This window comes from Paracoccus sp. 22332 (genome assembly GCF_052045125.1).
Classification (GTDB): Bacteria; Pseudomonadota; Alphaproteobacteria; order Rhodobacterales; family Rhodobacteraceae; genus Paracoccus; species Paracoccus haematequi_A.
This window is the reverse complement of record NZ_JBQEOI010000009.1, coordinates 71,566-94,587: the sequence shown is the minus strand read 5'-3', so window position 1 is coordinate 94,587 and position 23,022 is coordinate 71,566. Positions and strand designations below refer to the sequence as shown.

The 23,022-nt window shown below is 68.3% G+C and carries 20 protein-coding genes; 7 read left to right on the top strand and 13 right to left on the bottom strand.

All coding sequences use genetic code 11. The features are described 5' to 3' along the window. The 5 genes from ACTJI6_RS12205 to ACTJI6_RS12185 all read right to left on the bottom strand — a co-directional run bounded on the left by ACTJI6_RS12205 (position 1) and on the right by ACTJI6_RS12185 (position 5,895). A complete protein-coding gene (locus ACTJI6_RS12205) occupies positions 1–1,299 on the bottom strand; it encodes an ABC transporter permease (protein WP_440801056.1) in 1,299 nt (432 codons plus the stop codon). Between the two features lie 56 nt (positions 1,300–1,355). Beyond that, positions 1,356–2,432: an ABC transporter substrate-binding protein gene (locus ACTJI6_RS12200; protein ID WP_440801055.1), complete on the bottom strand. Its 1,077-nt coding sequence runs from the start codon at positions 2,430–2,432 to the stop codon at positions 1,356–1,358. A 78-nt stretch (positions 2,433–2,510) separates the two neighbouring features. Next, entirely contained in the window at positions 2,511–3,593 is a 1,083-nt protein-coding gene (locus ACTJI6_RS12195; protein ID WP_440801053.1) for an ABC transporter substrate-binding protein, read from the bottom strand. A 57-nt stretch (positions 3,594–3,650) separates the two neighbouring features. Continuing rightward, positions 3,651–4,721 carry an ABC transporter substrate-binding protein gene (locus ACTJI6_RS12190; RefSeq protein ID WP_440801051.1) on the bottom strand — a complete coding sequence of 357 codons (1,071 nt, stop codon included), beginning with the start codon at positions 4,719–4,721 and terminating at the stop codon, positions 3,651–3,653. Between the two features lie 70 nt (positions 4,722–4,791). Next, positions 4,792–5,895: an ABC transporter ATP-binding protein gene (locus ACTJI6_RS12185; protein ID WP_440801049.1), complete on the bottom strand. Its 1,104-nt coding sequence runs from the start codon at positions 5,893–5,895 to the stop codon at positions 4,792–4,794. 279 nt (positions 5,896–6,174) lie between these two features. Here ACTJI6_RS12185 and ACTJI6_RS12180 point away from each other — a divergent pair, with 279 nt between their 5' ends. Next, positions 6,175–6,930, top strand: a complete 756-nt coding sequence (locus ACTJI6_RS12180; RefSeq protein WP_440801047.1) for a sulfite exporter TauE/SafE family protein — start codon at positions 6,175–6,177, stop codon at positions 6,928–6,930. Positions 6,931–6,932: 2 nt separating this feature from the next. Beyond that, positions 6,933–7,280: a RidA family protein gene (locus ACTJI6_RS12175; RefSeq protein ID WP_126155033.1), complete on the top strand. Its 348-nt coding sequence runs from the start codon at positions 6,933–6,935 to the stop codon at positions 7,278–7,280. Here ACTJI6_RS12175 and lpxB read toward each other — a convergent pair. The 8 genes from lpxB to ACTJI6_RS12135 all read right to left on the bottom strand — a co-directional run bounded on the left by lpxB (position 7,264) and on the right by ACTJI6_RS12135 (position 17,395). Further along, entirely contained in the window at positions 7,264–8,418 is a 1,155-nt protein-coding gene (gene lpxB, locus ACTJI6_RS12170) for a lipid-A-disaccharide synthase (protein ID WP_440801045.1), read from the bottom strand. The genes ACTJI6_RS12175 and lpxB overlap by 17 nt on opposite strands. Before the next feature lie 66 nt (positions 8,419–8,484). After that, complete coding sequence (locus ACTJI6_RS12165; protein ID WP_440801044.1) at positions 8,485–9,297, bottom strand: LpxI family protein; 813 nt, start codon at positions 9,295–9,297, stop codon at positions 8,485–8,487. Further along, positions 9,294–10,076, bottom strand: a complete 783-nt coding sequence (gene lpxA / locus ACTJI6_RS12160; RefSeq protein ID WP_440801043.1) for an acyl-ACP--UDP-N-acetylglucosamine O-acyltransferase — start codon at positions 10,074–10,076, stop codon at positions 9,294–9,296. The genes ACTJI6_RS12165 and lpxA overlap by 4 nt, the downstream gene beginning before the upstream one ends. Further along, positions 10,069–10,548 carry a 3-hydroxyacyl-ACP dehydratase FabZ gene (gene fabZ / locus ACTJI6_RS12155; RefSeq protein WP_440801041.1) on the bottom strand — a complete coding sequence of 160 codons (480 nt, stop codon included), beginning with the start codon at positions 10,546–10,548 and terminating at the stop codon, positions 10,069–10,071. The genes lpxA and fabZ overlap by 8 nt, the downstream gene beginning before the upstream one ends. Positions 10,549–10,607: 59 nt before the next feature. Beyond that, on the bottom strand, positions 10,608–12,740 hold the full coding sequence (locus ACTJI6_RS12150; protein ID WP_440801039.1) for a hypothetical protein: 2,133 nt from the start codon (positions 12,738–12,740) through the stop codon (positions 10,608–10,610). Then, the gene (locus tag ACTJI6_RS12145; protein WP_440801038.1) at positions 12,737–15,484 is read right to left on the bottom strand and encodes a DUF4159 domain-containing protein; all 2,748 of its coding nucleotides are present in this window, start codon (positions 15,482–15,484) and stop codon (positions 12,737–12,739) included. The genes ACTJI6_RS12150 and ACTJI6_RS12145 overlap by 4 nt, the downstream gene beginning before the upstream one ends. Next, positions 15,484–16,380 (bottom strand): DUF58 domain-containing protein, encoded by an 897-nt coding sequence (locus tag ACTJI6_RS12140; protein ID WP_440801036.1) that lies wholly within the window; start codon positions 16,378–16,380, stop codon positions 15,484–15,486. Before ACTJI6_RS12140 ends, ACTJI6_RS12145 begins: the two co-directional genes overlap by 1 nt. Before the next feature lie 7 nt (positions 16,381–16,387). Next, positions 16,388–17,395, bottom strand: coding sequence for an AAA family ATPase (locus tag ACTJI6_RS12135; RefSeq protein WP_126155026.1), 1,008 nt, complete (start codon positions 17,393–17,395; stop codon positions 16,388–16,390). Positions 17,396–17,459: 64 nt separating this feature from the next. On the opposite strand from ACTJI6_RS12135, the gene ACTJI6_RS12130 reads away from it, so the two are divergent. From ACTJI6_RS12130 to ACTJI6_RS12110, 5 genes are all read left to right on the top strand, one after another. Next, positions 17,460–18,002 carry a DUF1285 domain-containing protein gene (locus ACTJI6_RS12130; RefSeq protein WP_126155025.1) on the top strand — a complete coding sequence of 181 codons (543 nt, stop codon included), beginning with the start codon at positions 17,460–17,462 and terminating at the stop codon, positions 18,000–18,002. Next, positions 18,002–18,763 (top strand): hydroxypyruvate isomerase family protein, encoded by a 762-nt coding sequence (locus tag ACTJI6_RS12125; RefSeq protein ID WP_440801034.1) that lies wholly within the window; start codon positions 18,002–18,004, stop codon positions 18,761–18,763. The genes ACTJI6_RS12130 and ACTJI6_RS12125 overlap by 1 nt, the downstream gene beginning before the upstream one ends. Positions 18,764–18,973: 210 nt before the next feature. After that, the gene (locus ACTJI6_RS12120; RefSeq protein ID WP_440801032.1) at positions 18,974–20,086 is read left to right on the top strand and encodes a hypothetical protein; all 1,113 of its coding nucleotides are present in this window, start codon (positions 18,974–18,976) and stop codon (positions 20,084–20,086) included. 152 nt (positions 20,087–20,238) lie between these two features. After that, a complete protein-coding gene (gene typA, locus ACTJI6_RS12115) occupies positions 20,239–22,059 on the top strand; it encodes a translational GTPase TypA (protein WP_440801031.1) in 1,821 nt (606 codons plus the stop codon). 298 nt (positions 22,060–22,357) lie between these two features. Further along, complete coding sequence (locus ACTJI6_RS12110; RefSeq protein WP_440801029.1) at positions 22,358–23,005, top strand: TetR/AcrR family transcriptional regulator; 648 nt, start codon at positions 22,358–22,360, stop codon at positions 23,003–23,005. Positions 23,006–23,022: the final 17 nt, after the last annotated feature.

The following is a 23,022-nucleotide window of genomic DNA, read 5'->3' as shown; positions in this document are numbered from 1 at the left end:
TCACCCCAGCTTCAGATTGTCGATGCCGACCATCCGGTCATACACCCAGTAAAGCAGCAGCACCGCCGCCAGCAGCAACGCGGCCAGCGCCGCCGCCATCGACCAGTTCAGCGTGTCGGTCATGTGCATCGCGATCATGTTGGAAATCAGCTGCCCTGACGATCCGCCGACCAAGGCGGGCGTGATGTAGTATCCCACGGCCAGGATGAAGACCAGCAAGGCCCCCGCCCCCAGCCCCGGCAGCGTCTGCGGAAAATAGACCCGGCGGAAGGCGGTCCAGCTGGTCGCGCCCAGCGACCGCGCCGCCCGGACATAGGACGGGTTGATCGTGCGCATCACCGAATACAGCGGCAGGATCATGAAGGGCAGCAGGATATGAGTCATGGCGATGATCGTGCCGGTCTGGTTATAGATCATCTGCAACCGCTGCCCTCCGCCTATCACGCCCAGCCAGACCAGGATGTCGTTGATCACCCCCTGCTGTTGCAGCAGCACCATCCAGCTTGTGGTCCGCACCAGAAGTGAGGTCCAGAAGGGCAGCAGCACCAGGATCATCAGCAGGTTCGACTTGCGCATCGGCAGCGTCGCCAGCAGATGCGCGATGGGAAAGCCCAGCACGAAGGTGATGCCTGTGATCAGCAGCGACAGCCAGAAGGTGCGCATGAACAGCATCACATAGACCTGCTGGCGCGGCTCGACCTGCTGGATGCTGCCGTCCTCGGCCCGCTTGCGGTCCACGGCGGCCAGATAGAAATTGGCCGTCATCGGAGTCGAGGCCTCGCGCATCGCCGACCACAGCCGGGGGCTGGCCCAATCCTGATTGATCTCGGTCAGCGCGGCCCGATAGGGCGGCTCGATCCCGCGGCGGACCTGCCGCCCGGTCGAGGTGAACAGCGACCGCGTGCCCGGCACGTCATAGTTGATGCGGGTACCCACGACGCCGATGGTCCGCGCCTCGGCGCTGGCGGTCAGGTCGGCGGCCAAGGCGGCCCAGGCGGCCTCGTCGGGTTCGGTGCCGCGCGGGTTTTCCGCGAACCAGGCCGAGATCTGCGGCATGTTGGCCGAGAAGCCGTCATTATAGAAGGACCGTTGCAGCATCTGCCCGATCGGGATCACGAAGGTGATCAGGATGAAGGCCAGCAGCGGCAGCACCAGCAGGAAGGCGCGGCGCCGGGCCAGCGATTGCGACCGCGCCAGGGCGCGGGCCAAGGGCTTGCCATCGGCGGTCCGCAAGGCCCCGTCGGTCAGCCCCGAGGCGGTTGTCGTGATGGCCGCGTGCGGATCGAGTGCGTTCGCCATGAATTCCCCAGACTGTCAGGACCGCCGCCCCCGGACAGGGGCGGCGGCGATCAAGCTTACGAACCGGCCAGCCAGCTGGTGAAGCGGTCGGTCAGTTCGGCATCGTGATCGGCCCAGAATTCCGGGTCGTCCATCACCGCCGTTTCCAGGTGTTCGGGCTGGGTCGGCATATGCGGCGCCATTTCGGTGGTGCCGTCCTTGTAGGTGCCGACCAGCGGGGCCGAGGATTTGCGTGTCGGGCCATAGGCGATGTATTTCGCCTGATCCGCCAGCGGCTGCGTGCCGGTCGCGAACTTGACATATTCGACCGCCTCTTCGGGATGGGGCGCGTCCTTGGGCACGACGAAGGCGTTGATCTCCAGATACTGGCCGTCCCAGATCACGTCGAAGGGCTTGCCCTCGCCGACCATGGCGTCGAAGATGCGGCCGTTATAGACGGTGGTCATCACCACCTCGCCATCGGCCAGAAGCTGCATCGGCTGGGCGCCCGCCTCCCACCAGATCACGTCGCCCTTGATGGTGTCCAGCTTGGCGAAGGCGCGGTCCACCCCTTCGGGCGTGGCCAGCGTGTCATAGATCTGGTCGGCCGGGACGCCATCGGCGATCAGCGCCAGATACAGCGTCCGCTTGGGCGATTTCGGCAGGCCCCGCTTGCCCGGAAACTTGGCGGTGTCGAAGAAATCGGCGACGGTTGACGGGGCCTCGCCCTGGAACTTGGACTTGTCATAGCCGATCACCGTGCCCCAGACGATGTTGCCCACCGCGCAATCGGTCAGGCTGCCGTCGACGAAATCCTCGGCGGCGGGGGTGCCGTCGGCGCCCGCCGGCAGGTCGGCGGGGTCGAATTCCATCAGCGCGCCCTCGTCGCACAGGCGGATCGCGTCGGCCATCGCCAGGTCGAAGACATCGCCTGTGACATTGCCAGCCTCGACCTGGGCCTTCAGCGGCGTGGCCGGGTCGTCGGCGGCGATCATGTTGGCCTTGATGCCGGTCTGCGCGGTGAAGGGCTTGTTATAGGCCTCGACCTGGCTGACCTCGTAGGCGCCGCCCCAGGAAACGACGTTCACCTCTTGCGCGGTCGCGGCGAAGGCCATGCCCGCCAGGGCGGTGGACAGGATCAGGGTGGTTTTCATGGTCTTGCTCCCGTTGGTGGATGGGGTCTTTGCCCCTTCTTGGCGTGGGCGGGCCGCGACGGCCCGCACCGATCCGCGTCAGCCGGCCAGCCAGCTGTTGAACCGTTCGGTCAGTTCCGCGCCGTGGTCGGCCCAGAAACCGGCATCGTTGACCAGGGCCTTTTCGGCGTTCTCCGGCGTCGTCGGCAGATAGGGCCGCATCTCGGTCGTGCCGTCCTTGTAGGTGCCGACCCCGGCCGCTGCGGATTTCCGAGGCGGGCCATAGGCGATGTATTTCGACAGATCGGCCTGGCGCTGCGGGTTCGAGGCATAGGCGATGAACTGCATCGCAAGATCCCTGTCGGGCGCGCCGCGCGGCACGACCCAGTAATCCATGTCCAGATTGGCGCCGCCCCAGACGAAGGCGAAGGGCTTGCCCTCGCCGATGATGGCATCGAAGATCCGGCCGTTATAGGCCAGCGTCATCGACACCTCCTTGTCGGCCAGAAGCTGCGGCGCCTGGGCACCGGCGTCCCACCAGACCACTTGGTTCTTGATCGTGTCCAGCTTGGCGAAGGCGCGGTCCACGCCTTCGGGGGTGGACAGCACCTCATAGACCTGATCGGGGGCCACGCCGTCGCCCAGCAGCGCGAATTCCAGCGCGTATTTCGGCCGCTTGATGATGCCGCGCCGGCCCGGAAACTTTTCCAGATCGAAGAAATCCGCCACGGATGCCGGGGCCGCGTCGGGGAAAGCCGTAGTGTCATAGGCTATCACCGTGGACCAGACCATGATCGCGGTCGCGCATTCGTGCAGCGCCTGCGGCAGATAATCGTCGGCAGGCGCCGATCCGTCGGCCCCCGGTTGCAGGATGGCCGGGTCGATCGGCTCGATCAGCCCCTCGTCGCACAGCGCGATCACGTCGGACTGCTCCACGTCATAGACGGCACTGGTGACGTTTCCAGCCTCGACCTCGGCCTTCAGCTTGGCGGGCGGATCGGCATTGTCCACCATCGTTGCGCCGATGCCGGTCTGCTGGGTGAAGGGCTTGACCAGCGATTCGTTCAGCGCCTCGCCGAAGGCCCCGCCATAGGTGGTGATGTTGATCGACCCGTCCTGGGCAGAGGCGGCCCCGGCCGTCAGCAGCGCCAGAGTCGCGCCAGCGATCAGTCGTCTTGTCATGCTTCCCTCCCCTTGTTGCGGGTGGTGCCACCGCGAAGCGGCACCCTCTGCCCTGGTTCAGCTTGCCAGCCAGCTGTTGAAGCGCTCGTTCAGCTCCGCGTCCCGGTCGACCCAGAATTCCAGGTTCGAGCCGAGCGCGTTGGTCATGTTCGCCTCGGTCGTGGGCAGGTTCGGACCCATCGGCTGGTCGGTACCCTCGATATTGCCGACCAAGGCGGCGGCGGATTTGCGCGGGGGACCATAGCTGATGAATTCGGCCGCGCGGGCCTGCGGCGCGGGCGAGGTCGTCCAGGCCACGAACTTCATCGCGTCCTTGAGGTTCTTGGCGCCCTTCGGCACGACCCAGCCTTCCATCTCGTAGATCTGGCCGTCCCAGATGATCTTGAAAGGCTTGCCCTCGCCCTGGGCGGCGTTGAAGATCCGGCCGTTGAAGGCATAGGCCATCGTCACCTCGCCGTCGGCCAGAAGCTGCGGCGGCTGGGCGCCCGCTTCCCACCAGATCACGTTGTCCTTGATGCTGTCCAGTTTGGCGAAGGCGCGGTCCACGCCTTCGGGGGTGCCAAGGGTGTCATAGACTTCGGCCGCCGGAACGCCATCGGCCATCAGCGCGAGTTCCAGATTGAACTTGGCGCCCTTGCGCATGGTGCGCTTGCCGGGGAACTTCTCAAGGTCGAAGAAATCGGCGGGAGTGGCGGGCTTGGCATCGGGGAACTTGCTGTCGTCATAGGCCAGCACCATCGAATAGACATCGGTCGCGACGAAGCAGTCCGTGACCGCGCCCTCGATGAAATCGTCGGCCGCAGCCGTGCCGTCCTCGGCGGCGACCAGGATCGCGGGGTCGATCTCCTCCAGCAGGCCTTCGTCGCACAGCCGCACGGCGTCGGCATATTCGACGGATGCCACGTCGGTGGTGACGTTGCCTGCCTCGACCATGGCCTTGATGGGGGTGGCGGGGTTGTCGGCATCGGCGATGTTCACCTTGATGCCGGTCTCGGCCTCGAAGGGCTTGGCATAGGCTTCGACGTGGCTGTTGCCATAGGCCCCGCCCCAGGACAGCAGGTTCACATCGGCCAGCACGGGCGAGGCGATCAGGCCAAGCGCGGTGGTCAGGGCAAGCGTCTTCTTCATCTATCACTCCAACTGTTGGGATGAGCGGCATTCGCCGTCATTTTTTTGTGGCCCAGCGACGGCCCGTCCGTCAAACGGGATCCAGCGCGCGGGCATCGGCGGGATGCCAGCCGACCTTGATCTGCTGGCCCGGCTCCAGCCGGGTCTGGCCGATGGTGTTGCGCATCTTCATGACGAAATCGTCGCTGCCCGCGACCTTCAGGCGCGCACGCAGGATGTCGCCCATATAGATCATGTCCACCACCGTCGCGCCGATCATATGGGCGCCGGGGGGCATCATCTCGGGCTTGAACTCGACCCGTTCGGGGCGGATCGAGACCAGCGTCTGCTGGCCCTTCTCGCGCACGTTGACGGGGGTGGCGTCGATCAGCTCACCCGTCGCCAGCCGCACCAGGGCCTTGTCGCCGGACAATTCCTCGATCACGCCGGGCAGCTTGTTGTTCTCGCCGATGAACTGGGCCACGAAGCTGTTTTCCGGGCGTTCATACAGGTCGGCGGGCGCGGCAAGCTGCTGGATGCGACCGTCGTTGAAGACCGCCACGCGATCCGACATGGTCAGCGCCTCGCCCTGGTCGTGGGTGACGTAGACCACCGTGATCCCCAGGCGCTCGTGCAGGTGCTTGATCTCGAACTGCATGTGTTCGCGAAGCTGCTTGTCCAGCGCGCCCAAGGGTTCGTCCATCAGCACCAGTTCGGGGTCGAAGACCAGGGCGCGGGCCAGCGCGATCCGCTGCTGCTGGCCGCCCGAAAGCTGCGCGGGGCGGCGGTTGGCGAACTTGCCCATCTGCACCATGTCCAGCGCGCGGGCGATGCGGCTGTCGCGTTCCGCCTTGGTCATGCCCCGGACTTCCAGCGGGAAGGACAGATTCTCGCCCACCGTCATATGCGGGAACAGGGCATAGTTCTGGAACACCATGCCGATCCCGCGCTTGTGCGGCGGCACCTGATTGATCGGGCGTCCCGCCAGCCGGATTTCCCCATGAGTCGCGGTCTCGAACCCGGCCAGCATCATCAGGCAGGTGGTCTTGCCCGACCCCGACGGGCCAAGCATGGTCAGGAACTCTCCCTTGCCGATGGACAGGTTCAGGTCTTTGACGACAAGCGTCTGTCCGTCATAGCTTTTCTGCACATGTTCGAAGGCGACGAAACTGTCGCCAGGGCGGTTGTCCAGCAAAAGGCGCTCTCCCCTGTTTTGTGTTTTCGTTGATCAGCGCCCCATCAGGTTAAGCGGCGGCTTGGCGCCTGCGCAACACCGTTTGCGACATTTCTTCGCAGGTCCAGGTCGCGAACAGGCCATCGCGGCAGCCGCCCGCGCCGCGATCAGCCCTGCCCGGAAAGCGGGCATGGCGCATGGGCTTGTGCCGCTGCAACCCTGCGGTTAGCGTCGCGGCCGATCCGATTCCCGCCATCGGCCAAGGACGCGTGTCCTTCGCGCCCCGACCGAAGGACCGTCATGCTGGAAGCCCTGCTTCTGTTCGCCGCCGGATTCCTGGGCGGGATGCTGAACGCCGTTGCGGGCGGCGGTACCTTCATCACCTTTCCGGCGCTTGTCTTCATCGGCATCCCCCCGGTCGTCGCCAACGCGACCAGCACCATCGCCGCGCTGCCGGGTTACCTGTCGGCGGCCCTCGCCTTCCGGGGCGATATCCGCCGCATCCAGGACGCACCCTTCGCCAGGCTGACGGTCTGGACGATGATCGGCGGCGCCATCGGCAGCGGGCTGCTGCTGATCAGCTCGAACAAGGCGTTCTCGGCCCTGGTGCCGTTCCTGCTGCTGGCCGCGACGCTGGTCTTCTACTTCGCCGACGACGTGCGGCGCGCGGCGTCCCGCTGGCGGTCGGTGGTCAAGCCCTTCGGCCTGGGGATCCTGCTGCCGGTGGCGATCTATGGCGGCTATTTCAATGGCGGCCTGGGCATCGTGCTGCTGGCGGTCTTCGCGATGTGGGGCATGACCGACCTGCACGCGATGAACGGGCTGAAATGCTGGCTGTCCTTCGCGCTGTCGGCGGTGGCCTTCGCGATCTTCGCGGTGGGCGGCGCAGTGGCCTGGATACCTGCCGCGATCATGGCGGTCGGCACCATCACCGGCGGTTATGCGGGCGCGCCGGTGGCGCGACGCATCCCGCGCGACACCCTGCGGCTGCTGATCGCCTTCATAGGCGTCGGCATGACCGCGATCTTCTTCTGGCGTCTCATTCAAGGAGCATGAACATGAGCGACATCAAACGCATCGAGACCGGCCCGCGCATGAGCCAGGCGGTCGTCGCCAACGGCATCGTCTGGCTGGCGGGCCAGGTGGGCGAACCGGGCGCATCCGTCGCCGATCAGACCCGCGTGGTGCTGGAACAGGTCGACCGCCTGCTGGCCCTTGCCGGGACCGACAAGACCCGTATCGTCTCGGCCCAGATCTGGCTGGCCGACATGGCTGATTTCGCGGAAATGAACGCCGTCTGGGACCAATGGGCGCCGCAGGGCCACACCCCCGCCCGCGCCACGGGCGAGGCAAAGCTGGCCACCCCCGACTACAAGGTCGAGGTGATCGTCACCGCGGTCCTGTAACCTCCCGCAAGACCGACCGGGCGGCGCGCAGACCCGGCGCCTCGCCCCCCTTGCCCAGCCGGTCCATGGTCAGATCCATCGCGTCCAGCTGGGCCTGCCGCGCCTGGGGATCGCCCAGCAGGCGGCGCAGCGCTTGGGCCATCGGCGCGGGCTGGCAGTCGCGGCCCAGGAATTCCGGCACCGCGCGGGTTTCGCTGACCAGGTTGACCAGCGTCACCGTGTCGGTCTTCAGCAACATCCCGATCAGCAACCGGCTCAGCGGCGCCATGTCATAGCCGATCACCATCGGCACCCGGTTCGCCGCCAGATCCAGGCTGACCGTGCCCGACGCCGCAAGCGCCAGATCCGCTGCGGCGAAAGCGGCGCGCTTCTGGTCCGCGTCCTCGACGATCAGCGGGCGGTCGGGCCAGGCCGCCGTCAGGTGGCGCACCGCCTGCGACACACCCGGCACGGTGGGCAGCACCACCTGCATGTCGGGCACATGATGGCGCAGATCCGTCAACGCATCGCCGAAGCGGGGCAGCAGCCGCGCGACCTCGCCATGGCGCGAACCGGGCAGGCACAGCACGACGGGGCTGTCCGGAGCGATGCCGTGACCGGCGCGGAACAGCGCGGCCTCGTCGGGACCGGCGACCCGCGCCGTGGCGATGGGGTGACCCACGAAATCGCAGGTCATCCCGGCGGCCTGCATCAGGGGCGGTTCGAAGGGCAGAATCGCCAGGACGTGATCGACGACCTTGGCCATCTTCAAGGCTCGTCCAGGCCGCCAGGCCCAGACCGAAGGCGCGACGTAATGGATGGTCCGCAGGCCAGGCCGCTGCGCCCGCGCGGCCCGGGCCACCCGCAGGCAGAAATCCGGACTGTCGATGCCGATCAGCGCATCGGGGTTTTCGGCGGCGACACGAGCGGCCGTCTCGGCGATCCGCCGCTTGAGATGGCGGTATTTCGGCAGCACCTCCCAGATGCCCATGACGCTCAGTTCCGCCATGGGGAACAAGCTGTCCAGCCCCTGCACCGCCATCGCCTCGCCGCCGATGCCAACGAACTCCGCGTCCGGCACCAACTCGCGCAGCCCGGCCATCAACGCCCCGCCAAGCTGGTCGCCCGAGGCTTCGCCCGCGATCAGGAAAAACTTCATGCGCTTGGTCCTGCTGCTGATGTCCTGTGGGTATTTGTGCAAAGAAGAAGCCGGTTTCTTCTTTGACTAAATACCCGAATGCGGCATAGCCCACAAAAACAACCCGGCGGCATCGGCGCGCCGGATCGCCTCCGCCCGGTTCAGCAGGATCACCCCGCCGGCCTGCCAGGCAATTCCCGCCAGCCCGGCCTCGGCGGCCTGGGTCACGCTGTCCGGGCCAAGCGTCGGCAGGTCGATGCGCATGTCCTGACCGGGCTTGGGGGCCTTGAAGAACACCCCCTTCGCGCCGTTCGGGTTGGGCCGCAGCCCCGCATGGAGCGCCGCGAAATCCAGCATCGCCTCGGTTCCAGGCAGCGTCTCGATGGCAAGACACTGGCCTTGCGCCACCACCGCGCCCTGCCCCACGTCCAGCGGTCCCAGCGTCGCCAGGATCAGCGCCGCCCGCGCCGCGTCGCGGCGGTCTGCCGCCGAGGGTTCGCCCGCCAGCACGCCCTCGGCAGGGATCAGGCCGGGGGCGACCTCGGCGACCGAGGCGATGGTCAGCCCGTGTTCCTGGAACACGTCCAGAACCGCCCGCAGCGCGGCGTCGTCGCCCGACTGCATCGCCATCATGATGCGCGGCACCAGTTGCGCGGTGCGGCCGTCGAACAATTCCGGGTCCAGGCGCGGGCGGCGGATCGCGCCCGCGAAGACGACACGCGACACGCCCTGGTCCAGCAGGCTGTCCAGGAAGGGCACCAGCCGTTCCAGCCGGAAGGGCTGGGCGTCCACCCCGTCGGGGGCGAAGCCATCCAGCGCATAGGCCAGCGGATCGTCCAAGGCAGCGATGACGGCCGGGGCCAGCGCACCCTGGCCCGCGATGACGGCGGTGCGGGTCATGCGGGCTTGGGCGTCAGGAAGCTGCGGTCGGAGGGGCCGAGGATGAAGTCCAGCACGTCGCGGACCATGCCGCCCGTCTCGCCCTCGGCCAGATGGCGGGCGGTGTCGCGAAAGCTGCCCGCTCCCAGCCGGTCCAGCATTTCCCGCAATTCATGGATGTCGGCGCGACTGGCGCCCCGGCGTTTCAGGCCCACCAGGTTCAACCCGTCCAGATGCCCGCGCGGGCCTTGCACCAGGCCATAGGGGATCACGTCCGCCGTCACCATCGTCACGGCGCCGATCATCGCGCCGCGCCCGATGCGGACGAACTGATGCACCCCCGACAGCCCGCCGACAATCACGTCGTCGTCCAGGTGGCAATGTCCTGCCAGGGATGCGTTGTTGACCAGGATCACCCGGTCGCCCAACTGGCAGTCGTGGCCGACATGGCAGCCCGCCATGAACAGCCCGTCGCAGCCCACGCGGGTCACCCTGCCGCCGCCCTCGGTCCCCGGATTCATGGTGACATATTCGCGGATCCGGTTGCGTGCGCCGATTTCCAGGCGCACGTCCTCTCCGCGGAACTTCAGATCCTGCGGCACCTCGCCGATGGATGCGAAGGGAAAGACCACCGTGCCGTCGCCGATGGAGGTGTCCCCGGCGATGGAGACGTGGGATTTCAGCACCACACCCTTGCCCAGGGTCACCTTCGGACCGACCACGCAGAACGGGCCGATCTGGACGCCCGCGCCGATCTGCGCGCCATCCTCGACGATGGCGGTGGGATGGATGTCAGTCATCGGCCTTCAGCGCCATCATGGCGGTGAATTCGGCCGAGGCGCACAATTGGCCGTCCACGGTCGCCCGACCCTCGAATTTCCAGATCTTGCCGCCGCCGCGCAGGGCCTTGCAATGCAGTTCCAGCACGTCTCCGGGCACCACCATGCGGCGGAACTTGCACTTGTCGATGCCCATGAAATAGGTCGCCAGCGGCTTGTCGATGATGTTCATGCTGATGCCGACGATCACGGCCGAGGTCTGGGCCATCGCCTCGACGATGGTGACGCCGGGCATGACGGGTTCGTCGGGGAAATGGCCCTGGAAATGAGGCTCGTTGCTGGTGACCATCTTGATGCCTACGCCCCCTTCGTGCGGGACGATGTCGCGCACCTTGTCGATGAACAGGAAGGGATAGCGATGCGGGATGATGCGCTTGATCAGCGACAGGTCGGCCTCGGTATAGGGGGCGGGGGCGCGCGTTTCGTCGGCCATGAGCGTTCCTTCGGGACGTTTCTTTCCGGTTAGCAACGCGGTTGCCGCTTGGCAAGCGGTCAGCCGGACGCGTCCCGCCCGATGGGCGCGGCCTTGCCGGCCCTGCCCTCGCGCAGCCAGCCGGTCAGGATCAGCCCCGAGACCAGCAGCAGCCACGCCCAGCCGGGCAGCAGCGGGCGCCGTTCCAGGCCGGTGACCGATGCCGCGTCGCGCGGCGTGATGGCGATCCAGTCGCCAAGCGCGGCGCTGCCATGCGCGCGCCGCCCCGGCGCGACGGTGCGCAGGTCGGGCATCCCGTCCGACAGGACCACAGCGCCGCCGCCGGTCGCCTCCATCAGCGGCTGCAAGGCGGCGGCGCTTGCCACGGTCTGCTCGAACTCGCGCGGCGCCGCCGGGCCAATCGCCAGAACCCGGCGCAGGTCGCCATCGGCCAGCCGGTACAGCCCCGGTTCGGGCGCGGTCCAGTCGGCGGTGAAGCGGCCCGGCCCGGCGGGTTCCAGCGGAACCCGTTCGGTTTCGCCATCGGGGCGGGTGACGACCAGCGGGCCGGCGCTGTCGGCCATGGTGCGGCGGGTGAAGCGCACCGACAAATCGCCCGCGACATCGGCCAGCAGCGCCTCTTCCTCAAGCTCGGGTTCCTTCATCGACCAATGGGCGATGCGGCGCAGCAGTTCCAGTTGCGGACCGCCGCCCTCGAACCCGCGCCCCCACAGCCACACCTGGTCCGAGGTCAGCAGCGCCACCCGCCCCTCGCCCACGCGGTCCAGGATCAGCAGGGGCTGGTCGTCAGCCCCGGTCATCGCCACCTGGGCGCCGGGGTCGGGGGTCACGGTCGCCATGCGCAGCCAGCGGCCCCAGGTCGGATCCCGATTCTCGTCCCCGCCGCCCGGCAGCCCGGCGGTGACGGGATGGCGGCGGCCTTCGTCGGTCAGGCGCGGCAGATAGGGTTCTTCCAGCACCTGTCCGGTCGGACGCGCGGGCAGGATCCGGCCCAAGGGCGACAGATACAGGCTTTCCACCCCCGCCATTTCCGGTCCGGCCGAGACCAGGATCGCGCCGCCGTTTTGGACATAGCGGGCGATATTGGCGTAATATTCCGGCGGCAGGATGCCGCGCACGCTATAGCGGTCGAAGATGATCAGGTCGAAATCCTCGATCCGCTCCATGAACAGTTCCTGGGTCGGAAAGGCGATCAGCGACAATTCGTTGACCGGCACGCCATCCGATTTATCGGGGGGGCGCAGGATGGTGAAATGAATCAGATCGACCGCCGCGTCGGACTTCAGCAGGTTGCGCCAGGTCCGCTCGCCCGCATGAGGTTCGCCCGAGACCAGCAGCACGCGCAGACGGTCGCGTACGCCGTTGATGCTGATCGCGGCGGCGTTGTTGCGGTCAGTCAGTTCGCCGCGCCCCGGTTCGTCGATGGCGGGCGCGTCGAAGCCGATCTGAACGACGTTCTGGCCCGCATGATCCAGGGTCAGCGGCAGGGCCAGCGACTGGCCCAGCGGCACGGCGACCACCTGTTCCGGCCCGCCGTCCAGAGACAGGCGCAGGTTGACCGAGCCGGTCTGTGCCTGAGGAGGAACGGCGCCCTGATCCTCGATCCGCAGGCGGATGGCGATCTGCTGGTCGATCAGGCCGAAGGCGGGCGCTTCCTCGATCACCAGGCGGCGGTCCCAGTCCTGGGGGCGGCCGGTTAACAGCACATGAACCGGGGCGGGCGCGTCGGTGGGCAGCATCGCCGGGTCGTGCAGGCGGCCGTCGGTGACGGCGATCACACCCGCCAGCCGTGCTTCGGGTTCGGCAGCGATGGCGCGGGCCATTTCGGTCGCCAGCAGGGTGCCGTCGTCATTGTCGCCGACCGTGACGCGGCGCAGTTCGGTATTGGGCAGGGCGGCGATCCGGCGGGTCAGGGCATCGACGGCGGCATCGGTCTGCGCGCCGCGTTCAGGCAGGGTCTGACTGGCCGAACGGTCGTCGATCAGGATCACGATGTCGGACAGGCCCATGTGGCTGCCTATCTCCAGCGCGGGACCGGCCAAGGCCAGCGCGGCGGCAAGCCCGGCCAGGCCGCGCCAGGCCCAGCCGCGCAGCCCGCGCCACAGCGCAAAGCCGGCGACCAGCAGCGCAAGCGCCGCCAGCGCGGCGATGGCCCACCAGGGCAGCAAGGGATCGAAGCGCAGTTCGGTCACGGGCCCAGGGTCTCCTCGACCCGCATCCGGTCCAGCAGGGCAGGCACATGGACCTGATCGGATTTGTAATTTCCTGTAAGGACATACATTAGCAAGTTCACGCCAAATCTAAAGGCCATCTCGCGCTGCTGCTCTCCCTCCCAACCGCGCCCGATGGGATAGGCGGGAAAGCCGTTGTCGTCCACGGCCCAGGCCTCGGCCCAGCTGTTGCCGCCGATCACCACCGGGCTGACGCCATCGTTCAACTGCCGGAAGGGCATGCCCTCGGCCGCCTCGGCCCCGGCGGGCGGGGCTTCCAGCCAGACGGGATTGCCCTGCCAGCGGCCCGGAAAATCGGCCAGCAGATAGAAGCTGCGGGTCAGGACGTGATCCTCGGGGACGGGCGACAAGGGCGGGATTTCCAGCGGCGAGGCCAGCGCCTGCAAGGCCCCAGACATATCCGGCCCGCCGACGCCGGTCACGTCGCCGTCGCGCGTGTCGAACAGGATCATCCCGCCCGAGCGCATGAAATGGTTCAGCCGAACATAGGCCTGGGGCGAGGGCGGCGCCTGCGTATCGGTGATCGGCCAGTAAAGGAAGGTCAGCACCGACAGATCGTCGGCATCCAGGTCGATGGCCACAGGCTCGCCCGGCTCGACCGAGGTGCGCTGCGCCAGCACCATCGACAGACCGCGCAGCCCCTGCCGCGAGGCTTCATCGATCCGGTCGTCGCCGGTCACGACATAGGCCAGCGCGACCTCGTTCGCGGCGCGGGCCAGTTCGGGGCTGGGATCTTGCGCCTTGGCCGAGGGCGCGGGCTGGATCAGCAGCGCCAGCAGGACCGCCGCGGCCACCCTGCCGCCGCGCGCGATCATGGCCGATCCCAACGCATCCGCCGCCAGGATCAGCGCCGCCAGGGCCAGAAGCAGCCCCGTCAGGTCGCGCCCCCCGGTCCGGCCCACAGCCTCGACCGTGGCGCCCGGCCAGTCGGCGCGGGCCAGAGGCCCGCCCGCATTCAGCGCCACCCGCCGGTCGCCTGCCGCATAGATGCCCGCCGGCCGTTCGGGGCCGGGGCCAAGCGCCAGATCAGCGGCCGGAACCGGGGCCATCCCTTCGGCGGGCGCGGCGCGCCCGAAGCCGTCCAGCACGGTTTCCGGCGTCCAGAAAGGCTGGTCGCGGTCGTCCGCCTGCGCCTGGGCGGGCGAGACGCGGGCGGTCTGGACCAATCGGTCCAGCATCTGCACGAACAGGCCCGAGATCGGCAGGTTCGACCATTCCGCATTGGCGGTGACATGGAACAGCACCACCTGCCCCTGCCCCGTCCGGGCGCGTGTCACCAGCGGCGTGTTGTCCGACAACGAGGCCAAGGTCTTTTCGGCCAGATCGGGCGCCGGTTGGGCCATCAGTTGCGCGCGGATCGCCACGTCATCGGGCGGGGTCAGCCCCGCGAAAACGCCGTCCGCCGCAAAGGGCAGGATGGCGCGCGGATCGCCCCAGGACAGCGCCCCGCCGATGTCGCGCCCGCCCTGCCGCAGCGCGACCGGAATCAGCGGTTCGTCCTGCAACCCGTCGTATGCGGCCATGCGCGGCCCGGCAAAGCGGATCAGCAGGCCGCCATCCTGGACCCAGGCGGTCAGGTCGCCCGTTTCGGCCAGATCGACCTGATCGGCCAGCACGATCACGTCGGGCGCGGCGTCCAGAACGTCGCCCAGCCCGCCCTCGACCAGATCGGTCGTCGGGGCCAGCGCCTGGCGCAGATAGTGCAGTTGGGACAAAAGCTCCTGCCCCTCGGCCTGGCGGTCGGCGTCGCCCACCAGCCCAACCTTGCGGCGCTTCACGCGGTCGTCGGCCAGGACCACGGCGCCTGCATGGGCCTCGCCCTCGACCTGGAAGCGGGTGATGCGGTTGCGCAGCTCGGGCGGCAGGTCGATGGCGACGGGCCGGGTGGCGATCCCGGCGGCGGCGACGGCATCGCCGGGGGTCAGCCGGGCCAGCTCTCGTTCGACGCCTTGGGGATCGGGGCCGATGGCAAGGATCGCGGGTGCGCCATCGTCGGTGGAGGCCAGCGTCAGCGAGGGCGTGTCGCCCGCGTGCAGCGACAGCGCGCGCACAGCGCGGGCGGGTGGAACCATCGTCACCGCCCCGCGATCCGTCAGCGCCGACAGCCAGGCGGCGCGGTCGGGATGGTCCAGCCCGTCGCTGATCCACAGCGTCGCCAGCCGTCCTTCAGGGGCGTCAGCCAGAATCGCGGCCGGATCCTTTGGCAAGGTCGTTTCCCAAGGCACGGGCTGGGCGGCGCGCAGCCCCGCCAGAAGGCGGTCGGCGGGGGCGAAGGCCAAGGCGCCCGCAGCGCGTCCATCGGCCAGCAGCAGCGCGGCGGGGCGGCCTTCGGCGGCGGCATCGGTCAGCGCCGATTCGGCGCGGGTCAGCCGGGCGGGCCAGTCGGGGGCGGCGGACCAGCCCGCGTCCAGGATCACCAGCAGCGGCCCGGTCTGACCCGAGGCGACGACGGGTTTCCAGCTTGGACCGGCGAAGGCCAGGATCATTGCCGCCACGGCGGCCAGGCGCAGCAGAAGCAGCCACCACGGCGTGCGCCGGGCGATGGGCACCCGGTCCACCAGCCCCCGCAGCAGCGCGACGCCGGGAAAGGCCGCCTGCCGCGGCGCGGGCGGCATGGCCCGCAGGATCACCCACAGCACCGGCAGCGCGACCAGTGCCGTCAGCACCCAAGGCGCCGCGAATCCTATGGGACCAAGCATCAGCATCAGCCCGCAAGAACCTGATAAAGCCAGCTTAACGCCACGGCGGGCGATTGGTCCGTGGTATGGTGGCCGAAATGCCAGCCCGCATCCAAGGCCCGCTGGCGCAGCCGGTCTCGGCGTTCGGCCAGCCGCGCCAGATAGGCGTCCCGCAGCCCGGCCGCGTCGCGGCTGTCGTGGCGCGTGGCGCCCGACAGCGAGCGGAACAGCACCGCGCCGGTCCAGGGAAAGGCTTCCTCGTCCGGGTCCAGCACCTGCATCAGCACGCCCGTCACGCCGATGCCGGTCGCACGGGACAGCAGCGCGTCCACCCAGGCGGGATCGTCCAAGAAATCCGACAGGATCACCAGCCGCTGGTTGGGGCGCAGCATGTCGGGGGTCGGCGCATCATTGTCGCCGTCCTTCAGCGGGGCCAGGGCGATCTGTTCGGCCAGCCGGTCGGCCTGCACCCGGCCCGCGCGGGCGGGCTGGCCCAGCAGGCCCACCTTTTCGCCCCCGCGCAGCAGCACCATCGCCAGCGCCAGCGCCAGCAGATGCGCGCGGTCGGCCTTGGCGGGGCGGTCCGGCCCGCCCGAATATCCCATCCCCTGCCCGGCCGAGATCCACAGCCCCGCCGCTTGCGCGGTCTGTGCTTCGCGGTCGCGGACGAATTGCGCGTCGGACCGGGCCGAACGGCGCCAGTCGATGGCACGGGCGCTGTCGCCCTGGCTGGCGGGGCGGTATTGCCAGAAATCTTCGCCCGGTCCGCTGCGGCGCAGGCCGTGGGCGCCCGGCGCGATCATCGCCGCCAGCCGTTCCGCCGACAGGATCAGCGCCGGCAGATGGCCACTGGCCGCCTGCGCCCCCGACCGCAGGCCGGCGGCGCGTCGATGGGCATCCAGATCGGTGGCGGATCGGTTCAAGACGCCCTCATGCCGCCTGGCGGGCGCCGAAACGGTCGCCCAGCAGACGGGCGATCACGCCATCGACCGTCTCGCCCCGTGCGCGGGCGGCGAAGGACAGCGCCATGCGGTGGCGCAGGACGGGGGCGGCCATCGCCTCGACATCCTCCAGCGTGGGCGCGAAGCGGCCGTTCAGCACCGCGCGGGCGCGTGTGACCAGCATCAGCGCCTGCGCCGCGCGCGGCCCCGGCCCCCAGATCAGCGCGTCACCCAGGAACGCCGCCGATTCCGGCCCGCCGGGGCGGCAGGCGCGGACCAGATCCAGGATCGATTCCACCACCGCCTCGCCCACCGGCATTTGCCGGATCAGACGCTGCGCAGCGATCAGCCCCTCGGCATCGAAGGCGGCATGAGCGCGCGCATCCTCGACCCCTGTCGTGGCCAGCAGGATCGCGCGTTCCGTGTCGCGGTCGGGATAATCCACGTCGATCTGCAACAGGAAACGGTCCAGCTGCGCCTCGGGCAGCGGATAGGTGCCTTCCTGCTCGATGGGGTTCTGGGTGGCGAGGACGTGGAACGGACGGCCCAGCGGGCGGTGCTGGCCGCTGATCGTCACTTCGCGTTCCTGCATGGCTTGCAGCAGCGCCGACTGGGTGCGGGGCGACGCCCGGTTGATCTCGTCCGCCATCAGAAGCTGGGTGAAGACCGGGCCTTCGATAAAGCGGAAGGCACGGCTGCCGTCGGGCAGAACGTCCAGAACCTCGGATCCCAGGATGTCAGCGGGCATCAGATCGGGGGTGAACTGGATCCGCTGGCTGTCCAGGCCCAGGACCGTTGACAGCGTGTCGACCAGCATCGTCTTGCCCAGGCCCGGCTGGCCCACCAGCAGCGCATGGCCGCCCGCCAGGATCGCCGCCAGCACCTGTTCGACCACCTGGTGCTGGCCCACGAAGCGCCGCTCGATACTGGCGCGGGCATCGGCAAGGGTCTGCCCAAGCTGTTCGACCTTCGTCACCAGAATCTCATCCGACGCCATGACAATGTTCCCCGACTGCTCTACATCGGACCATAAGAGGATATCGGAAAGGCGACTATAGCGAATGGCAGATCGCGGTGACAAAGCTGTGAGCGCCGAGGGCATCGCCGCAGCCGCCAGCAAGGCGTCCGGGGGCGGGCTGCCGCCGGTGCATCTGTGGGATCCGCCCTTCTGCGGCGACCTGGACATGGAGATCCGGGCGGACGGCACCTGGTTCTATCAGGGCACGCCCATCGGCCGCCCGGCGATGGTGCGGCTGTTTTCCACCATCCTGAAGCGCGAGGGGGACCGCTTCTTCCTGGTCACGCCCGTGGAAAAGGTCGGCATCCGCGTGGTGGACGCGCCCTTCGTCGCGGTGGACGCCGACATCCTTCCCGACGCCGTGACCTTCGTCACCAATGTCGGCGACCGGGTGACGGCGGGACCGGACCACCCCATCGCCCTGCGCGGCACGGCCGACGCGCCGCGCCCCTATGTCCATGTCCGCGCCGGGCTGGATGCGCTGATCGACCGCAAGACCTTCTACCGCCTTGCCGCCGCCGCGACCGAGGATGCGGGCCGCAGCGGCATCCGCTCGGGCGGGGCCTTCTTTTCGTTGGAGCCTTGATGCCCCGCTTTGCCGCCAATCTGACGATGCTGTTCACCGAACTGCCGATGCTGGACCGATTCGCCGCCGCCGCCGATGCGGGCTTCGAAGGGGTCGAGATCCTGTTCCCCTATGACATTCCGCCCCGCGACCTGTCCCGCGCGGCCATCGCCGCCGGGCTGGACTTCGTGCTGATGAACACGCCCCCGCCCAACTGGGCGGGCGGCCCGCGCGGCTTCGCCGCCGAACCGGGGCTGGAGGACCGTTTCCGCAGCGACTTCGACCGCGCCCTGCGCTTTGCCGAGGCGTTGCGGGCGCGCCATATCCACATCATGGCGGGCTATGCCCAGGGCGAGGAGGCGCGCGACACCTTCCTGCGCAACCTGTCCTGGGCGACCGGGCGCGCGCCCCATGTCAGCCTGACGATCGAGCCGCTGAACCCCGCGGACCAGCCTGGCTATTTCCTGGGCGATTTCGACCTGGCCGCCGACCTGATCGAACAGGTCGACGCGCCGAACCTGGGGCTGCAATTCGACGCCTATCACGCGCAGCTCATCACCGGCGACGCGATGGCCGTCTGGCGCAAACACGCGGGCATCGCCCGCCATGTCCAGATCGCGGGCGTTCCGGGGCGCCACGAACCCACAGGCGGGATGATCGACTATCCGGCGTTCTTCGCCGCGCTTGACCAGTCCGCCTACAAGGGCTGGGTCAGCGCGGAATACAATCCCGCCGGGCTGACGACCAAGGGGCTGGGCTGGCTGCCGCGCCCGCCTGCCTGACAGGATCGCCCCGGAAGGGAACCGGGGTTCCTGGGCCGCGTTATCGCCATGACGCCGTTCGGAAAAACCGTTCCCTGGCGCGCCTGGTCAACAGCGGAGACAACTCATGAATTCCATCATCTATATCGTCGGCCTGGTGGTCGTCGTCCTGTTCATCCTGTCCTTCCTGGGCCTTCGCTAAGGCGCGCCCCCGATGAAAGGCTGAACGACATGAGCATGATTCCCGACGCAACCCCGCAGCGCAGCATCATGGACTGGCCCGCGATCCTGTCGGGCGCGGCTATCGCGGCTGGCGCCCTGGTCGTCTTCACCGGATTCACCGCCGCCATCGGCCTGGGATCGGTCTCGGCCGAGCCCGGTGAGGGGCTGGGCACCTTTGCCAGCATCCTGGTGGGCCTGTTCGCCTTTCTCAGCACCGTGGCGGCCTATGCCCTGGGCGGCTATGTCGCCGGGCGGATGCGCACCCCGGTTTCGGGCATCGCGGCAGATGAGACCCGCGCCCGCGACGGCGTTCACGGGCTGACTGTCTGGGCCGTCGGCACTCTGGTCGGCGCCGTCCTGGCCTTCGGGGTCGTTTCCAGCGGCGTCCGCGCCGTTGGTTCGGCTGCCGGCACCGTGGTCGAGGCGGGCGGATCGGCCGTCGGCGGCGCGCTGCAAGGCGCAGGGCAGTTGGCGGGCGGTGTCGTGGGCGGCGTTGGTCAGATCGCCGGCGGCGTCGTCAGCGGCGCGGGCCAGGCTGCGAACAACGACACGCTGCAAGACATGCTGCCCGAGGGGCTTCAGCAGAATCCCCTGGACTATATCACCAACCGCCTGCTGCGCCCCGAGGAAACCGCGCCCAACGCCTATTCGGACGAGGCGATCCGCAGCGAGATCGCGGGCATCGTCGGCACCGTCTTGCGCACCGGCGAATTGCCCCAGGACGACCGCGACTACCTGATCCGCGCCGTCGCCGCCCGGACCCAGTTGACCCAGCCCGAGGTCGAGGCCCGCGTGGACCAGGCCGTGACCGAGGTGCAGACCCTGCGCGCCGATGCCGAACAGCGGCTGCAAGAGGTTCAGGCCCAGGCGCAGGAAGCCTTGGACGCCGCCCAGGCCGAGGCGCAGCGCCTGCAGGACGAGGCCGCGCAGCGGCTTGAGGAAGCCCGCCAGGCCGCCATCGACGCGGCCGAGGCTGCGCGCAGCGCCGCCGTATGGTCGGCCTTCCTGCTGGCCGCATCGACCCTGATCGCAGGCGCGGCGGCCTTCCTGGCAGCCATTCGCGGCGGCCGCGACCGCGACGAAGGCCGCATCTGGGCGGGGCTGCATCGCGGCCTCCGCTGAGGTCCGACCCCGGTCGACAGACCCCATCGAACCCCGCCACGCCGCCGTGGCGGGGTTTTTTCGTGGCGTTCCGGCAGCGCCCCGCGGCCAGATTTCGTCTGGTGTTTCGGCCCCTGATTGTTTAGGGCGACCGCAAATCACAAAGGTCGCTCATGGATATCCGCAACATCGCCATCATCGCTCACGTTGACCACGGCAAGACGACGCTGGTCGACCAGCTGTTGCGCCAGTCCGGGTCGTTCCGGGAAAACCAGGCCGTCGCCGAACGGGCGATGGACAGCAACGACATCGAGCGGGAACGCGGCATCACCATCCTGGCCAAGGCGACCAGCGTCGAATGGAAGGGCACCCGCATCAACATCGTGGACACGCCCGGCCACGCCGATTTCGGCGGAGAGGTGGAACGGATCCTGTCCATGGTCGATGGCGTCTGCTTGCTGGTCGATGCCGCCGAAGGGCCGATGCCGCAGACCAAGTTCGTGACCTCGAAGGCGCTTGCCCTGGGCCTGCGCCCCATCGTGGTGCTGAACAAGGTCGACAAGCCCGCCGCCGAGCCGGACAATGCCCTGAACGACGTGTTCGACCTGTTCGCGAACCTGGGCGCCAATGACGAGCAGCTGGATTTCCCGCATGTCTATGCCTCGGGCATCGGCGGCTGGGCGGACGAGACGCTGGACGGTCCGCGCAAGGACATGTCGGCGCTGTTCGACCTGATCCTGAGCCACGTCCAGCCACCCAAGCAGATCGCCCGCGCGGCCGAACCCTTCCAGATGCTGGCGACCACGCTGTCGGCCGACCCGTTCCTGGGCCGCCTTCTGACCGGCCGGGTCGAGGCGGGCCGCGCCAAGGCGGGCGACACCGTCAAGGCCCTGTCCCGCGACGGCGAACGGATCGAGCAGTTCCGCATCAGCAAGGTCCTGGCCTTCCGCGGCCTGACCCAGACCCCCATCGACGAGGCGCAGGCGGGCGACATCGTGACCCTTGCCGGCATGTCCAAGGCCACGGTGGCCGACACGCTTGCCGCGCTGGAGGTGGACACCGCCCTGCCCGCCCAGCCGATCGACCCGCCCACAATCAGCGTGACCTTCGGCATCAACGACAGCCCGCTGGCGGGCCAGGACGGCAAGAAGGTCCAGTCCCGCGTCATCCGCGAGCGCCTGATGCGCGAGGCCGAGGTGAACGTCGCCATCAAGGTCGAGGACACGCCGGGCGGCGACGCCTTCATCGTCTCGGGCCGGGGCGAATTGCAGATGGGCGTGCTGATCGAGAACATGCGCCGCGAGGGCTTCGAGCTGTCGATCAGCCGTCCCCGCGTGATCTTCCGCGAGGAGGACGGCCAGCGGCTTGAACCCGTCGAGGAGGTCATCATCGACGTGGACGACGACTATACCGGCGTGGTGATCGAAAAGCTGACCGGCGACCGCAAGGGCGAGATGGTCGACATGCGCCCGGCGGGCCACGGCAAGACGCGGATCGTCGCGCATGTGCCGTCGCGCGGGCTGATCGGATATCATGGCGAATTCATGACCGACACGCGCGGCAACGGCGTGCTGAACCGCATCTTCCACGGCTGGACCCCCTACAAGGGCGCGATCCAGGGCCGCCGCCAGGGCGTGCTGATCAGCATGGAGAACGGCGTCTCGGTGGCCTATGCGCTGTGGAACCTGGAAGAGCGCGGCAAGATGTTCATCGGCGCGCAGGAACAGCTGTATACCGGCATGATCATCGGCGAACATTCCCGCGACAACGACCTGGAAGTGAACCCGCTGAAGGGCAAGAAGCTGACCAACGTCCGCGCGTCCGGCACCGACGAAGCCGTCCGCCTGACACCGCCCGTGCGCATGTCGCTGGAGGAGGCCATAGCCTATATCAACGACGACGAACTGGTCGAGGTGACGCCCAAGAACATCCGCCTCCGCAAGCGTTATCTGGATCCGCACGAACGCAAGCGCCAGGCGCGGGCGGACGCGTAACGCAACTTTCCCCTGCGTCAAGCTATCGTTTTAGCGAGGTTCGCGGCTGCGCGGCCTCGTGATAATCTTGGTCATGGCCTTGATGTCGGGATCGTCGGCGTATGTTCGTGGTATGCGGTCACAAGGGTTCGTCCAGCCACCCGGCGCCTTTGTCCTGGGCCGTCCGTGTATTTTCGACATCATGCCGGTCTTCGGCAGGAAACTATAAAGCATCGGATCGGTTCTTCTTCAGGGGGAATGGTGTGCGTAAAACTCGCCCGTTCGTCCTGACATGACCCTTGCCGAACGGGATTCGACCATGAGCAAGCACGACGACATCATGAAGGGGCTGGGCCTGCACGGTCAGGCCGTCGTCGCTGCCCTGGAACTGGTGGCCGACCTTGGCAGGCGCGGCCCCGGCCTGGACCAGGTGGCCATCAGGATCGGCGCCGATCCGGCCAAGCTGCGCAAGATTTTTCCCGACGATGAAAGCCTGTTGTTCGCCGTGGCGGAACAGGCCCTGATGCGGCTGATGGATTCCTGCACCAGGGCGGTCGTCAAGATCGACCCTGACGACGCGGTAGGGCAGTTCCTGGCGCTTGGCCAAGCCTATATCCGCTGGGCTGCCGAACACCGCGTCCAGTTTCGGATGATCTTCGGACATCCCAGGCTGAATGCCGCGCAGGTGCCGGAACTGCGCCGTTACCTGGATTCCATCGTCGACCTGATGACGCGGATGCTGGAACGCGCCCGCGATACCGGCCGCCTTCGCGACGGCGAGGATATTCCCATGCTGGTCCTGTCGTCGCGCATCTTCGCCTATGGGCTGGCGCAGATGGTGGTCGACGGCCGGACCGATTCCTGGTTCCCGTCCTGCACACCGCATGAAGCGGCGGAACAGGCGCTTCAGGATTTCGTCAAGCGGATCGCCCGCGGCTCGGCCCCGCGGTCGCGGCGCCGGCGCTGAGGCCCGGTCAGCCGCCT

Coding starts and splice junctions, on each gene's coding strand:
- ACTJI6_RS12135 (WP_126155026.1), bottom strand. CDS start 17,395: ATGGCGTCGGATGAGATTCTGGTGACGAAGGTCGAACAGCTTGGGCAG.
- ACTJI6_RS12205 (WP_440801056.1), bottom strand. CDS start 1,299: ATGGCGAACGCACTCGATCCGCACGCGGCCATCACGACAACCGCCTCG.
- lpxA (WP_440801043.1), bottom strand. CDS start 10,076: ATGACTGACATCCATCCCACCGCCATCGTCGAGGATGGCGCGCAGATC.
- lpxB (WP_440801045.1), bottom strand. CDS start 8,418: ATGAAGTTTTTCCTGATCGCGGGCGAAGCCTCGGGCGACCAGCTTGGC.
- typA (WP_440801031.1), top strand. CDS start 20,239: ATGGATATCCGCAACATCGCCATCATCGCTCACGTTGACCACGGCAAG.
- ACTJI6_RS12180 (WP_440801047.1), top strand. CDS start 6,175: ATGCTGGAAGCCCTGCTTCTGTTCGCCGCCGGATTCCTGGGCGGGATG.
- ACTJI6_RS12120 (WP_440801032.1), top strand. CDS start 18,974: ATGAGCATGATTCCCGACGCAACCCCGCAGCGCAGCATCATGGACTGG.
- ACTJI6_RS12145 (WP_440801038.1), bottom strand. CDS start 15,484: ATGCTGATGCTTGGTCCCATAGGATTCGCGGCGCCTTGGGTGCTGACG.
- ACTJI6_RS12130 (WP_126155025.1), top strand. CDS start 17,460: ATGGCAGATCGCGGTGACAAAGCTGTGAGCGCCGAGGGCATCGCCGCA.
- ACTJI6_RS12110 (WP_440801029.1), top strand. CDS start 22,358: ATGAGCAAGCACGACGACATCATGAAGGGGCTGGGCCTGCACGGTCAG.
- ACTJI6_RS12190 (WP_440801051.1), bottom strand. CDS start 4,721: ATGAAGAAGACGCTTGCCCTGACCACCGCGCTTGGCCTGATCGCCTCG.
- fabZ (WP_440801041.1), bottom strand. CDS start 10,548: ATGGCCGACGAAACGCGCGCCCCCGCCCCCTATACCGAGGCCGACCTG.
- ACTJI6_RS12200 (WP_440801055.1), bottom strand. CDS start 2,432: ATGAAAACCACCCTGATCCTGTCCACCGCCCTGGCGGGCATGGCCTTC.
- ACTJI6_RS12125 (WP_440801034.1), top strand. CDS start 18,002: ATGCCCCGCTTTGCCGCCAATCTGACGATGCTGTTCACCGAACTGCCG.
- ACTJI6_RS12195 (WP_440801053.1), bottom strand. CDS start 3,593: ATGACAAGACGACTGATCGCTGGCGCGACTCTGGCGCTGCTGACGGCC.
- ACTJI6_RS12165 (WP_440801044.1), bottom strand. CDS start 9,297: ATGACCCGCACCGCCGTCATCGCGGGCCAGGGTGCGCTGGCCCCGGCC.
- ACTJI6_RS12175 (WP_126155033.1), top strand. CDS start 6,933: ATGAGCGACATCAAACGCATCGAGACCGGCCCGCGCATGAGCCAGGCG.